This is a genomic window from Streptomyces sp. A01, assembly GCF_059026195.1.
Genome location: NZ_JBWLKN010000003.1, coordinates 163784 through 178188, shown reverse-complemented (window position 1 = coordinate 178188; position 14405 = coordinate 163784). Strand labels below are relative to the sequence as shown.

Genomic DNA, 14405 nt, shown 5'->3' with positions numbered 1-14405 from the left:
CCGGCGTCAGGGCAGGTGCACCCACTTCGCCTTGGAGGGGGTGCCCCTGCCGTCGGTGACGAAGAGCATGTACCAGCCGGGCGGCGTCAGGGCCCGGTCCTCGGGCACCGACACGGTCACCGCGCCGCGCTCGCGCTTGACGCCGAGCTGGATCGAACGCTGCTCGACGTCCGTGCTGTGGGTGACCGCGCTGGGCCGCATGAGCTTGGCGGCGCTCACGCGGCCGGGGTGCCCGGTGCGGAAGGTCGCCGAGGCGCCGCGCCGCAGCTTCGTCGGCCCGGCGCCGAGCGTCGGCCGGTCCTTCGCGTACATGTAGGGCGGGCTGTAGATCTCCACCCGCCGTTCGAAGGTGCCGGGCTGGGTGTTGGCCTTGTCGGCGTACAGCGGGTCCGAGCCGAAGGTGGCCACCCGCCCGTCCGGCAGCAGCAGCGCGGAGGAGTGGTAGTTGCGGCCCACCACGGGGTCGGCGACGGACTTGAAGGAGTTGGTGCGCGGGGAGTAGATCTGCGCTTTGTGGACGTCGCTGTCGCCCTTGCCCCGGTAGTCGGAGGAGCCGCCGGTGGTGAAGACCGTGTCGTCGGGCAGGATCACGCTCGACAGGTAGCGGGTGCCCTGCGGCAGCTTGGGGCCCTTCACGTAGCGGCGCGGCTCCTTCTTCAGGTCGACCACGGCCGTACGGGGGGTGGACTTGCTCGACTCGCCGACGCCGCCCCCGCCGAGGATCATCACCTTCTGGTCCTGGGCGGGCGGCAGCAGCACGGAGGCGGAGGTCTCCGTCTGGTCCTGGTCGGTCAGTCCCCTGACGGGCTCGAACGTGTTGCGGCGCAGGTCCCACATGCCGGGTGTGCGGCCCTTGGTGGCCGGGCCGTAACCGGCGTTGGAACCGGAGTAGAAGAGCTTGCCGCCCTTGGTGAGGAACAGCGCGGGGTAGGTGGGGAAGTAGCGCTTCGGGGCCTTGGACCACTTCTTCGTCTTCGGGTCGTACACCTCGTTGACGCCGTTGATGATCTGCCCCACGTCGTCAAGCCCGGACACGGCGAGCACCCGCCCGTCCTGGAGCGTGACCAGCGTGGGGTACCAGCGGCTCTCATCCATGGGGTCGACCGGGATGTAGCGCTCGGCCTTCGGATCGAACTCGTACGCCCCGTTGATGCCCTGGTAATCCTGCTTGTCCATCGTCATGGCCTGCCCGAGGCCGTACACATTGCGCTTCGTGCGTCCCTTCAGCCCGCCGATGGAGAACTGGGCGGGCTTCTCGCGTACGGCGCTGCGGCCCTTCTTGACCGCCTCCACGAAGACCCGGGTCTCGCTGGCGGTGACCACAACCTTGCCGGCCTTGCCGTCCTTTCCCTTCCCCTTCTTTCCGCCCTTGTTCTTCTTCGTGTCCTTCTTTACGGTCTTCTTCTCCGCGGCGTCGACCTTGAACGCGCGGGTCGCCCGGTAGGTCTGGCCATCGGGGGCGTGGAAGAGGGTGCCCTTCGGGAAGGAGCGTGAGCGGTCGGGGTCCTCGTTCTTCACGAGCATCGGCCCGGCGGCCCGTTCGACCTCGCCTTCGAGCACCTCGTAGCGCGCGGTGCCCCCGGCCACCAGCATGCGGCCCCCGGGGAGCTGCGAGTGCCCGCCGCAGAACAGGTCCTCGGGCGTCGGGATGAGCTTGAAGGTGTCCTTCGCCGGGTCCCACAGCAGCGTGTCGAACGTCCCGGCCTCGAACCGCTTCCTGTCGTTGCCGGAACCGGCGATCAGCAGCACCTTGCCGCTGCGCAGCAGCGCCGCGTGGATGGCCCTCACCCGGTACTTGTCGGGCACCGACAGCAGGGCCCAGTGCCCGTGGTGGGCCTTGTAACCGGGTTGGTTGATCTTGTAGGCGTGGTAGGTCCGCTCGGCGTAGCTGACCGCGGCCGGGGCGTTGAGCCCGGCGAGTACGAACATCGCGGTCGCCCCGACCGCGGCCGTACGGGTCCGGGGAGACATCAGGTGGCGCACAGCGAATCCTTCTCTGCGGGGGTGGCACTCTCGGCGGTGTCGGCGTCGGCGTCGGCGTCGGCGGTACTGGCGTCATCGGCGGTGCCGGCAGGGCTTGCGGCATGTGCGGTGTTCGCGGTGCTTGGCGTGCTGTCACTGGTCTCCGCCGCGTCCGACAGGTCGGGGCTCGCGCCGCCGACGGCGCGGGTGGTCATGCCGCCGGGGGAGCTGTCGGCCCGGGCAGCCGGCAGGGCGGCGGTGGGCCTGCGCGCCGCCCGCCGCTCGCGCAGCAGCCCGGCGTACCAGATGGCCGGGGTCGACAGGCACAGCAGCACAGCGAGCAACGCCCAGGTCCGCATGGCAACGTGGCTGTGCCCGAGGAAGAACGAGGCGATCAGCGCGCCGCTGAAGAGGACCGCCCACAGCAGGTGGATACGGAAGGTGGCCAGCCGGTCGGGGCTGGACGAGTCGCCCTTGGGCGTCACCACGAACCGGCTCTTGCGCCGCAGCACCGCGTCGCACAGCGACTTGGCGTAGATCGGCGCGGAGACGGCCGACAGCGCCATACCGGCGGTGCCGGACGATCCGCGGGGTTCGTGCGGGCTGACGTTGTGCCGCCGGTTCCAGATGTACAGCCCGATCTGCAGGGCCGCCGCGTCGCTGTAGAGCATCATCCAGATCTCGGAGGAGATCTGGATGCCGGAGGCCCCGAGCCCGAGGAAGAGCACGCAGGAGAGGGCGGAGAGCATCCAGTTGAGCGCGGACATGGGGTAGAACGTGACCATCAGCGAGTAGTTGAGGAGCTTTCCCGGCGACAGCGTCGGGATGCCCCGCCAGTACTGCTTGAGGACCGTCTCGTAGGTGCCCCGGCTCCACCGCAGCTGCTGGGTGAAGAAGTCCGTCCAGGCGGTGGGCCCCTCACCGACGGCCAGCACGTCCGGCGTGTACACCGAGCGCCACTTGTTGCCCGTCTCCGGGTTGCGGGTGCGGTGCAGTTCGAAACCGGTGGCCATGTCCTCGGTGATGGAGTCGTACAGACCGCCGATGCTCTTCAGCGCGCTGACGCGCACCGCGTTGTTGGTGCCGACGAACATCGCGCCGTCGTAGGCGTTTCCCGCCCGCTGGATGAGCGCGTGGAAGAGGAACTGCTGGCTCTCGGCGGCCTTCGTGACGGGCGAGTCGTAATTCCCGTAGACCTGCGGCCCGACGACGAATGCGACGTCCGGGTCGCGGAAGTAACCGAGCATCCGCTCCAGGAAGTTGGGAAGCGGCACATGGTCGGTATCGACACACGCCATGAATTCGTACGCGTCGCCGTGCGCGTCCAGCCACGAGTTGTAGTTGCCGTGCTTTGTTTTGGCCCGGAAAGCGCCCGTCGGCTGATTCCACTTCGGCACTCCCTTGCGGGAGAAATGCCGCACACCAAGACGGGCGCACAACTCCTTGACCTCGGCGTCGTCGCCCTCGTCGAGCAGCCATACGTCGACGACTCCGTCGTGCCTGAGCTGGGTCGCCGCCTTCAGCGTGGCCCGCACCATCTCCACCGGTTCCTTGCCGGGTACGAAGCTGGTGAGGAACGCCACCTTGGTGCCCGGCAGCTCCCGCACCGGGACCGGGTCGCGGGCCACGAGCGTGGCGTGGGCGTTGGAGATGACCGTGAACAGCCGGAACACCTCGATCAGCCCGATCGAGACCAGCATCGTGGTGTCCGCCGCCGTCTCCCAGGCGGACACGTACTGCCGGTGCACCCAGTGCTCGGGTCGCAGCAGCCAGAACAGCAGGATCGCCGACACGGTGGGAGCGGCGCACAGCAGCAGGGCGGCCCGCACCCGGTGCCGCTCCTGCGCCAGCAGACTGCGGTACCGCACCCGGTAGGGGCCTTCGGACGGCGCGTCCGTCAACGGCCCCGCCAACTGGCTGTAGCGGTCGTAGTCATAGCGGTCAGAGGCATTAATGGGCGCGGGGGAATCCCCGCTGCATGAAGTGGTATGGCTGGGCGCAGCCATCGCGGCCTCCCGCAGAATAAACCATGGCGTTCTTCCGGTGGCGACAACCCCATTGGCTCATTTATGGGTTCATCGGCCAAAAGGGAAGGTAGCAACGGTTCGCTCCGGATTGGCTAAGGTCGGATTATCGGCGTGCCGCGTCGGCGGCATGCCGAATGAGTGAATATTCGGAATTCACTCTGCTGGCCTATCCGTGCGCGTCCCGCGTGAAATCCGTTCTGCTTTCTGCCATGGTTTGGGCTCTTTGGCCCCGCGGTGGGCTCCGGCACCGCCCGGAGCCCGCGCCGGTGACCACCGCCGGGGCGGCCCGGCCGCTGGGAAGTCCTGCGGGGAGCTGTGCGTGCCATGAGGACTTCAGCCGTACGCCGCGGTGGGCCGGGCCCTCCTGCCCGGCCCGGCCCGCCGCCCCGTCCGCTGCTCCCCGGCTATCGCTCGATGCCGCGCAGGGTGAGGTGGCGCAGATACTCCGCCCGGTCAAGGGGGTTGCCGTCCGACCGGTCCTGGCGGGGGAACGGCCCCGTCACCGGTCGGTCGCCGGACGGGCGCGACCACCACAGCCCCTCGCCACCGGTGAGGCCCGGCAGCCGACGCTGGAACCGGTGCACATGACGGGCGGGCATCCCCCCGCGCAGCCACCACCCGCCCGACGCCTGCTGGCCCGACGCCTGGCCCGAGGCCTGTCCCGGCGTGGCCTGGACGGGCGATGACTCCGTGATCTCCGCGCCCAGCGCGGCCAGCACGGCAAGGGCCGCACTCAGCTGCTCCTGTGGCAGTTCGAGCTCGAAGCCCTGGTACGGCTCGTACACCTGAGTGCCCGCGGCGCGCAGGGCACGCATGAGGACCAGCGGCGCGAGGTCGCGGAAGTCGGCGGCGGTGCTGATCACGCTGTCGAAGCCGCTGCGGGTCAGCGTGACGGCGCAGTCGGTCACCGGCCAGCCGTACAGCCCCTGCGCCAGGGTGTCGCGCACCGCGCTCTCGATCGCCCGGTGGAAGGCCAGCGGCAGCGAGCCGAGTTCCACCTCCAGCTCGTAGCCGATCCCGGAACCCGGGGCTCCGGCTTCCACGCGCAGACCGATGGTGGCCCAGAAGTCGTGGCCACCATGGCGGTCCATCCCCTCGTACGCCTCCCCGCGCCCCCTGGGCCGCTCGGCGTGTCTGACGCGGGACGGTTCGAACGTCGCCTCGACGCCGAAGTCGCGGCTGAGCGTCTCCGCGATGACCTCCTTCTGGACCTCCCCGTACAGCAGCACGGCCGTCCCCCTGCCCGGTACCGTGCGCGCCCCGATCAGCGGGTCCTGCTCGGCGAGGGCGGTCAGGGCGGCGTGCAGCCGCGGGCCCAGCTCCGGGCGCGCGGGCACGACGACCGACTCCAGGCTCGGCGGGGTGAAGTGCCGCTCGCCACCGGTCTCCGCGTACGGGCCGATCCGGTCGCCGACGCGCGCACCGGCCAGCCCCCACACCCGGGCGATGCTCCCCGCGCCGACCTCCCGCGCCGGCGGCCGCGCGGACGGTGCACCGGGGTCGCCGCCGTGCGCGCCGGGCTCGTCAGCGGGCAGCCGCGCCGGGCGGATCACCTCCAGGGCGGTGATCCGGCCGGGCTGCTCACTGCCGCCACCGCCGGATTCCGGCCGGTGCAGGGTGAGCTTCTGCCCACGGCGTACGTTCCCCGAACGCATTCGCAGGTAGCACACCTTCTCCCCGGCGGGACCGCGTTCGATGGCGAAGACCGTGCCACGGGCGATGCCGTCATCGGTGGCCCCCGGCGCGGGAAGCAGCCGCACGAGGCCGTCGACCAGTGCCCCGACCCCCTGCCCCGTCAGCGCGGACCCGAAGAACAGCGGATGCAGCAGGCCCGCGCGGGTCTGCGCGGCGAGCGCGTCGCGCAGTGCGTCCGGGGACGGCGCCTGGCCGTCGACCAGCCGCTCCAGCAGCGCGTCGTCATGTTCGGCGAGCACCTCGGCCACGTGTCCGGCGAAGGCGGCGGACTCCGGCGAGTGCGGGGTGACCCGGGCCTCGGGGGTTCCGGTCCCGTGCACCGCGTTCATGGCGATGATGTGCGGCGACAGCTTGCGGCGGATGTCCGCGAGCAGCGCGTTGTCGCGGGCGCCCGCGCGGTCGGTCTTGTTGACGAAGACCAGGGTCGGCAGGCGCAGCGCGCGGAGTGTCTTCATCAGGACGCGGGTCTGTGCCTGCACGCCTTCCACGGCGGACAGCACGAGAACCGCCCCGTCGAGCACGCCGAGCGCCCGCTCCACCTCGGCGATGAAGTCCGAGTGGCCCGGTGTGTCGATGACGTTGACCTGGCGCCCGTCCACCATGAACGGGGCGACGGCCGAGCGCACGGTGATGCCGCGCTGCCGTTCGATGTCGCCGGTGTCGGTCTGGGTGCTTCCGGCGTCCACGCTGCCGAGCCGGTCAATGCTGCCCGCGTCGAACAGCAGCCGCTCGGTCAGGCTCGTCTTGCCCGCGTCAACGTGGGCCAGGATGCCGATATTCAGGGTGTGCGGAGTGGTCATGAGTGGCGAAGTCCTCGGAAACGCTCGTCAGAACGGGGCACTGGGAGAGTCCGAAGGCTTGGCGCATCTCATCTGCTCCTGAAGGTCGACATCGTGAGCGGCCGCAGTCTGCCACCCGCCCCGCACGCCCGCACCTCATTTTTCGGCGCCTGACTCCACTACGCCGCTCCTGGGCCACGGCGCCACTGGGCTACTCCGCCAGCTCGTCGGGGCAGGCCGTGCCGCGCGGCAGCTTGTAGCGGGCGGCGACGTGGTACGTACCGGCTCGCGGCGCGTGCAGCATCGTCCAGTCGTCCTGCGGCTGGCCCTCAGGCGCCTCCCGGACCTCCTTGGTCAGGCAGCCGTCGAGGTTCACGGCGGGGGCGCCGTCCTCGCCCTTCTTCGGCGCCTCGATGTTCCTGCCGTCGCCGTTTATCAGGCCGAGCCAGGGCGAGTACGGGATGCGGATGAGGACCGGCCCAGGGGAGTCCACGTCGATGGTCAGCTCTTCGGCCGCGGCCCGCGTGACCGTCGCGGGCCGGTCCGCCACCGGCGTCGGGTCCTTGACGCGGTAGAGCTTCCAGTTGGCGTCGGACCACACCTTCTCCAGGTACGGCAGCCCGGACAGCACCAGCTCGGCCTCCGCCTCGCCCGCCCCGTCCAGCCGGTCCTTGGGCAGCACCACGTAGTGCACGGCCCAACGCCCCAGCCACGCGCGGTAGCTGGCGGGGGCGAGCGTGTCGTCGTAGAAGAGCGGGTTGCGGCCCTTGTCGGCTTGCCGGTTCCAGCCGCGCGCCAGGTTGAAGTGCGGGGCGATGGCGGACGCCTCGCGATGGCTGCGCGTCGGGACGACCTCCACCCGGCCGCGGTCAGCGCCCGCCTGGTCCAGCTGCTCAAGCAGCGGGTCCAGCTCGCGGGCCCAGGACTCGGAGGGCGTGGTCTTGATGACGTCGGCGGCCGACTGCGAGCCCTGCCCGATGGCCACCACCGCGATGGCGAGGGTCAGCGCCGCCCACTTCCGGCTGAACGCCCGCTTGACGGCCAGGCGGGAGATCTTGACCGTGGGCACGGCGGCGAGCAGCACCACGCCGCCGAAGAGCATGCCGAAGCGGGTGATGTTGGAGCCGATCTGTGAGGGGATCAGCCAGACGAGCACGACGGCGAGCGCGTAGAGAAGGGCGGCGACCCGGACCGTACGCCACTGCTTCGGCGCGAAAGCGAACACGGCGACGCCGCTCAGGAACGGCACGATCGTCGACGTCGCCTCCATCGGCATCGTCCCCGAGAACGGGAACAGCCAGGACGACAGCCCGACGACGAGCGCCGGGGTGACGCCGAGGGCGTACGCGGCGGGCCGCCGTCCGGTCAGCCACAGCGCGGCCGCCACGATGCCCACGTACAGCCCGGCGACCGGGCTCGACGCGGTCGCCAGCGCCGACAGCGACGCGGCCAGCCCGGCCCGCGCCAGCCGGTGCGTCCAGCGGCGCGAGCGCCACTTCCGCGGCCAGGCGAAGATCACGGCGACGGCCGCGAGCCCGAACAGCATGCCGAGCCCGAACGTCACCCGGCCCGACACCGCGTTGCAGGTCAGCGCCACCGCCCCGTACAGGGCGGGCAGCAGCGGACGCCGGACGCGGTGGCTCCGTACGAGCAGCAGTGCCAGCAGCCCCGCCGACAGCGTCCCGACGAGGACCATCGTCGTGCGAACGCCGAGCACCGCCATCAGATAAGGGGAGATGACGCTGTACGAGACGGGGTGCATGCCGCCGAACCAGGCGAGGTTGTACGCCGAGCCCGGATGCTCCAGCGCGAATTCCGCCCACGCGTCCTGAGCGGCCAGGTCCCCACCGCTGTTCGCGATCACCAGCACCCACAGCAGATGCAGGACGGCGGCCAGGCCGAGCGCGGCGGGCACCGGGCGCCCCATGGCGCGCGCCCACCGGCGCCACCCCCCGCTCCTGCCGGCCTCGTCCACCGGGTCCACAGGGTCCGCCGGGCCCTCTGCCCGCGTGGCGTGGGGCGGCGAGGTCAGTGGTGCCGGTACCAGTGGTGTCGGCGTCAGTGGTGCCGGCGCGGCGGTCTCCCCGCCCCTGTTGTCGTTGGCCAGGGCCGGGTCGTCGGTGGTCACTGCGGCTCTCCCCAGTCTTCCCCGGGTCTTTCCTGGGGCGTCACGCGAACCCGGTCCCCCCGGGGCTCCGCCACAGCGATCCGGGCCAAGGCGGTCCTCGACGCTAGCACAGCGCGTAGGGCGGGTAACTGGCAGGTGACACCCCATCGTTGGCCCCGGCGCCGAGCTGCCTCGGGCGCCAGGTCGTGCCCCTGACAGCGTACCCGCGCCGCCGCGCGCGGCGCGGGTGTATTCCGGTCGCCGGCACCGCCGTTGGCGCCGCCTGGGGCGCAGCGCGCGGCACGGCGGCGCACGCGCGCGCTGGTCTCACGCGCCTGTCACGCCCGGTGCCGCGAGAGGAGTTCGCGTTCCCGTACGGTCAACGGCGGGCTGGTGAGAGCGGCCCGGCCCGGGCCCCGCAGGCTGTGGAACAGCATGCCCGGCCGCACCAGCCGGGACAGCGGCGCCGACAGGGTGAAGGTGTCCGCCAGGACGGCGTTGACCGCCGGGCGGGTCGCGGAGACGGCGGTGAGGCGGTCCATGTAGCGCCGCAGCAGCCAGTCGGCCGGGCTCGGCCTGGCACCCACCACCGTGGGGCAGAAGATGTCCTGTCCGGTGGCCATCGTCCACGGGTCCTTGACCGCGTTGGCCAGGGCCCGTTGGACGTAACGCGAGACAGAGCCGGAGAGCCCGTGCCGCACAAGACCGGCCCGCAGCGTGGCGGCGGCCCTCGCGGCGGCGGACATGCCGTGGCCGTAGATCGGGTTGAACGCCGCCAACGCGTCCCCGACCACGACGAGCCCCCTCGGCCAGTGGGGCAGATCCTCGTAGTAGCGCCTGCGATTGGACGTGGAGCGGGTGCCGTGAAGGGCGCCCACCGGTTCGGCGACCGCGATGATGTCGCCGATGAGCGGGTGGCGCAGGCCGCGGGCGAACGTGATGAAACCCTCCAGGTCCTTCGGCGGCTCGTTCCCCCGGACACCGGACAGGGTGACGGCCCACTTGCCGTCCTCGATGGGCAGGATCACACCCGACTGGCCGGGCTTGGGGTCAAGGGGATGGTCGAGGACGTTGATCGCGGGGAAGCCGCGCTCGGTGCCGGGCAGCGCCCGGAAGATCTGTGTGGCGTAGGCGAGTCCGGTTTCGATGATCTGCTCCCGCACCGCGGGCAGGCCGAGACCGGTGAGCCAGGAGGCGGACTTCGAGCCGCGCCCCGTGGCGTCGACCACGAGATCCGCCTCCACGGTGCCGGACTCCTGGCTTCCACGGTCCCGGACGCGGACCCCGGTCACCCGCTTCGCGGTCCCTTCCAGCCCCTCGACGTGCATGTTGTCGCGCAGGGTGACACCCGTGCGCGCGAGGGCCGCCTCCCGCACCGTCCAGTCCAGCAGCGGACGTCCACAGGTGACGATGAACTGGACCCCCGGCTCGCGCCGGACCCAGCCCCTGGCCGTGCTCGTCACCACGTCGGCGGGCACGGTGAGGCGGTGCGCCCCGGCGGCCAGCAGCCGGTCCAGGGCACCTGGCAACAGGGTGTCGATGATGCGGGCCCCGTGGGCCAGCAGCATGTGCGTGTGCACGTCCTGCGGCACGCCCTTGCGGGAGGCGGGACCGGCCGGTAGCCGGTCGCGGTCCAGGATCGTGACGCGGTCCGCGTGGCCGGCCAGTGCGCTGGCGGCCAGCATGCCCGCGAGCCCGCCGCCCAAGACCACCGCGTGGGTGGAGCGTGAAGTCGTCATGGTTGCCGTCCCGTCGGTGGAGAGGTCGCTCGCCTGGCGGCCGCCAGCGCGTAGCCGGACACGTCCAGCCCGGCCGACCGGGCTGCTACCGGACCGCACGGCCGCTCTCGGGCACGTGCGCCGCGCACCGTTCACGTTCTACGCCGGGCGAATCGCCCCTCGGGGCCCGTGCCCGCACATCGTGCGCATCACCAGAGAAGCAGCGGAAAAGGGGCGCCGGAAAGGCGTAAGTGAGTGCCTTGCTGCTGCTTCTTCTGTCACTGCGCTCTGCCGCCGCGTGCCGCCACCATGCTGTGCCACCACGCTCGTTGACCCCGCTCGTCGACCCCCGCTCGTTCACCGTGTGCGTTCGCCATGGCTGAAGCGCTGACCGCTGGGCGGCGTGGCGTGGTGCGACGTGATGTGACGAGACGGGTCGCGGGGGAGCGGGTGTCGTTCATCCGGCGCCCGTCCGCGACAGCAGGTCGCGCACGGCCGGGAGATGGCTGTGGTCCGCCAGCGCCGACCTGAGGCACCCGAACGCCGCGCGTGCCATGCGTGACGGCGTCTCGGTGAGCAGCGAAGCCACCCGGTCCGCGCAGCGAACGGCCGCTTCCACGTCGCCGAGGGCGAGATGGGCCTGGCCTGCCGACGTGAGGCTGTACGCGGCCTCGCGAGACGGCGTCGCCGTGTCGCCGTCCGCCCCGCCGAGCACGGGGTCCAGCCAGGCCAGCGCCTTGGCCGGCTGGCCGAGCTTTATGGCGCTGGTGCCCGCCATCAAGGCCAGCTGGTCTTCGACGAGCCAGTCGGTGAAGTCGGGGTCGTCGTCGTGGGGGCCGGACACATAGGCGGTGAACGCCGCGTCGGTGTAGCGGTCGAACAGCGCGGCCTGCCCCAGGCGTGCGTGGGCGGTGGACCTGGTGGAAGCGAGCAGGGCGGTGACCCGCGGGCTGGGACGCGACCGCCGAACGGCGGCCGCGGCGGCGTCGAGCAGGGCCAGGGCGTTGCGGGGATCTGCGTACTCGTACTGCTGCTTAGCCAGCAACGTCAGTACGTACGAGGCGAGTTGGGTGTCATCGGCGGTGACGGCCGCCCGCAGCGCGGTCACGTAGCAGGACTGTGCCCTGGCCTGGTCGCCGCCGTCGAAGGCGAGCCAGCCGCAGAAGGCGGCGGCGTTGCCGGCCGCCGCGTAGAGGGACGAGGCGGTACGTCCACCGCACCGGGCCTCGCGGCAGATGAGGGCGAGCAGTTCGAGGTCCGCTTCGGCGAACGGGCGGGCGATGTGCGCGCCGAAGTCCACATACAGCCGCCGCGTCGCGAGATGGCGCTGCTCCAGGGCGTGCAGGGCGGCCATGCCGATCTGCCGGAGGCCGCGCGTGGGCAAGGAGGCGGGAGCGGCCGTCGCGTCGCTCCAGGAGGCGATGAGTTCGGCGGTCTCCGCGCGGCCGGAGAGGATGAGGAACTCCTGCCGCGTGTGGGGCGCGGCCGCGCCGGCGACGCTGGCCAGGGCCTTGAGTGTCTCGTCGATCGACCAGGGAGCCGACAGGAGCGCCGAGTGGCCCGTCGCCAGGTAGAGCCAGTTCGGCCAGGTCCGGCGCAGGACCTCTTCTTTGGGGACGCCATGGATGCGGGCCATGGCGAACTGCGCCGATAACTCGGGGACGATCCGGCCCGACTCCCACCGTGAGACTTTCTCCCGCCGCGCGGCCACGCGGCCCAGGCCGAGCTCGGCGTGTGTCTCGGCGACGAGGCGGGCGTAACTGGAGTGCGTGTGCCCGGCCTCTTTTCGCAGGAGGGCGAGGGGGTGGCAGATCGAGTCGGGAGATGCGTGCGACACCGTGCGTCCTCCTTGTAGCCGGGACCTTTGACGGCCGGACCGTGGGAGAAGGGACATACGAAGACGGATCGGGCGGAGACGATCTGCGGCGCCGAAGCGGAGGGAGGCGGGGAGAGGGATCGATCGGAAAAGCGGGACTACGGAGACCGAACGGCCGGAGGCAGGGCCGTGTCCGTACGTACACGATCAATTACCCTGAGCATATGCCGTCCTCACCAGCCAGGTCATGGTGGAACAGGGGAAGCACGCAGTAGGCACGCACCCCACCCGCACCCCCTAATGACCACTAGCGGCACGGCCTTCGCCGAAAGGCGGGGCGGCGCGTTGCGGGCGCGGTACCTGACGCCCGGGACCGTCACTTCCGCGCCGCACACCGGCGATAACGCGGCTGCCGGCCAGGCGACCGGGCGACCAGGCGGCCGGGCGGGCCGGAGGAGAGAACGGGGATGCGCGGGCCCGTTGGTCAGGTGGCTGGTCACGCACAGCCCGCAGGTGCTCCAGAAACGCAGAAGACCCCTGATCAACAGGGGTCTCAGCTGGTGTCCGAGGGGGGACTTGAACCCCCACGCCCGATAAAGGGCACTAGCACCTCAAGCTAGCGCGTCTGCCATTCCGCCACCCGGACCAGGTGTCCGCCGGTCGGCCCGTGGCCGTTCCGACGTGGAAAACCATAGCAAACATCCGGACGTGCTCGATCACATGGCCGGACGCCGCGGGACTGTGACGGGCGCATGGCGGCGGCATGGCCGCCTTGGGTCGCGCGGGCGGGCGCGGGAGGATGGGGGAGGACCCGTCGCGGGCGGTGTGCCCTGCGGGGCGGTCGCGCGCGGCTTGTGAGAACGATGAGGAGGCAGCGTGAGCGAGTCGAACCCGGCCGCGACCGGTTCCCAGGCCGTCACTGGCGAGGATGAGGTCGTCGACCTGTGCCGGGACCTGATCCGCATCGACACCAGTAACTACGGTGACCACTCCGGCCCCGGTGAGCGCGCCGCCGCCGAGTACGTGGCCGAGAAGCTCGCCGAGGTGGGGCTCGAACCGCGGATCTTCGAGTCGCACAGGGGCAGGGCATCAACGGTCGCGCGGATCGAGGGCGAGGACCCCTCACGCCCGGCGCTCCTCATCCACGGGCACACCGACGTCGTGCCGGCCAACGCCGACGACTGGACGCACGACCCGTTCTCGGGGGAGATCGCCGACGGCTGTGTCTGGGGGCGGGGCGCGGTCGACATGAAGGACATGGACGCGATGACGCTCGCTGTCGTCCGGGACCGGTTGCGCAGCGGGCGCAAGCCTCCGCGTGACGTCGTACTGGCCTTCCTCGCCGACGAGGAGGCGGGTGGCACGTACGGCGCCCGCTACCTCGTCGACAACCACCCGGGGCTGTTCGAAGGCGTCAACGAGGCGATCAGCGAGGTCGGCGGCTTCTCGCTCACCGTCAACGAGAACCTGCGGCTCTACCTCGTGGAGACCGCCCAGAAGGGCATGCACTGGATGAAGCTCACCGTGGACGGCACAGCCGGTCACGGGTCAATGATCCACAACGACAACGCGATCACCGAGCTGTGCGAGGCGGTCGGCAGGCTGGGGCGCCACCAGTTCCCGGTGCGCGTGACCAAGACCGTACGGTCCTTCCTCGACGAGCTCTCCGACGCGCTCGGTACCCCGCTCGACCCGGAGGACATGGACGCCACTCTGGCCAAGCTCGGCAGTCTGGCGAAGATCATCGGTGCCACGCTGCGGAACACCGCCAACCCGACCATGCTCGGTTCCGGTTACAAGGTCAACGTCATTCCCGGGCAGGCGACCGCGCACGTGGACGGCCGCTTCCTGCCCGGCTTCGAGGAGGAGTTCCTGGCCGACCTCGACCGCGTTCTCGGTCCGCGCGTCAAGCGCGAGGACGTCCACGCGGACAAGGCGCTGGAGACCACCTTCGACGGGGCGCTGGTCGACGCCATGCAGACCGCTCTGCGGGCGGAGGACCCCATCGCCCGTGCCGTGCCGTACTGCTTGTCGGCCGGCACGGACGCCAAGTCCTTCGACGACCTCGGCATCCGGGGCTTCGGCTTCGCACCACTGAAGCTGCCGCCGGAGCTGGACTTCGCCGGAATGTTCCACGGCGTCGACGAGCGAGTGCCGGTGGACGGACTGAAGTTCGGCGTACGAGTGCTGGACCGGTTCCTCGACGCGTGCTGAGCAGGGTGGGCAGTGCGCGAGGGCGTCCCGGACACCACCAGGGGGACACGCGGGGCGTTAGCTGAGAAGAGTGAACGCCGCGCTTGA

The 14405-nt window shown here is 71.1% G+C and carries 7 protein-coding genes and 1 tRNA gene; 1 reads left to right on the top strand and 7 read right to left on the bottom strand.

Annotated features, from left to right (window positions below; all coding sequences use genetic code 11):
* Window positions 1-6: 6 nt before the first annotated feature.
* The 7 genes from glxA to AC5P1B_RS05145 form a co-directional block, all read right to left on the bottom strand.
* A complete protein-coding gene (gene glxA / locus AC5P1B_RS05175; protein WP_493885065.1) occupies window positions 7-1983 on the bottom strand; it encodes a radical copper oxidase GlxA in 1977 nt (658 codons plus the stop codon).
* Window positions 1971-3968: a glycosyltransferase family 2 protein gene (locus AC5P1B_RS05170; protein WP_493885063.1), complete on the bottom strand. Its 1998-nt coding sequence runs from the start codon at window positions 3966-3968 to the stop codon at window positions 1971-1973. The genes glxA and AC5P1B_RS05170 overlap by 13 nt, the downstream gene beginning before the upstream one ends.
* Window positions 3969-4393: 425 nt before the next feature.
* Window positions 4394-6484 carry a GTP-binding protein gene (locus tag AC5P1B_RS05165; RefSeq protein ID WP_493885061.1) on the bottom strand — a complete coding sequence of 697 codons (2091 nt, stop codon included), beginning with the start codon at window positions 6482-6484 and terminating at the stop codon, window positions 4394-4396.
* 190 nt (window positions 6485-6674) lie between these two features.
* Complete coding sequence (locus tag AC5P1B_RS05160) at window positions 6675-8591, bottom strand: DUF8823 domain-containing protein (protein WP_493885059.1); 1917 nt, start codon at window positions 8589-8591, stop codon at window positions 6675-6677.
* A 317-nt stretch (window positions 8592-8908) separates the two neighbouring features.
* On the bottom strand, window positions 8909-10309 hold the full coding sequence (locus AC5P1B_RS05155; RefSeq protein ID WP_493885057.1) for an FAD-dependent oxidoreductase: 1401 nt from the start codon (window positions 10307-10309) through the stop codon (window positions 8909-8911).
* 436 nt (window positions 10310-10745) lie between these two features.
* Window positions 10746-12125, bottom strand: coding sequence for an NsdA family TPR-like regulatory protein (locus tag AC5P1B_RS05150; RefSeq protein WP_493885056.1), 1380 nt, complete (start codon window positions 12123-12125; stop codon window positions 10746-10748).
* A 537-nt stretch (window positions 12126-12662) separates the two neighbouring features.
* Window positions 12663-12750 (bottom strand) — tRNA-Leu (locus AC5P1B_RS05145).
* 230 nt (window positions 12751-12980) lie between these two features.
* Here AC5P1B_RS05145 and AC5P1B_RS05140 point away from each other — a divergent pair.
* The gene (locus tag AC5P1B_RS05140) at window positions 12981-14318 is read left to right on the top strand and encodes a M20/M25/M40 family metallo-hydrolase (RefSeq protein ID WP_493885054.1); all 1338 of its coding nucleotides are present in this window, start codon (window positions 12981-12983) and stop codon (window positions 14316-14318) included.
* The last annotated feature ends 87 nt before the right edge of the window (window positions 14319-14405 follow it).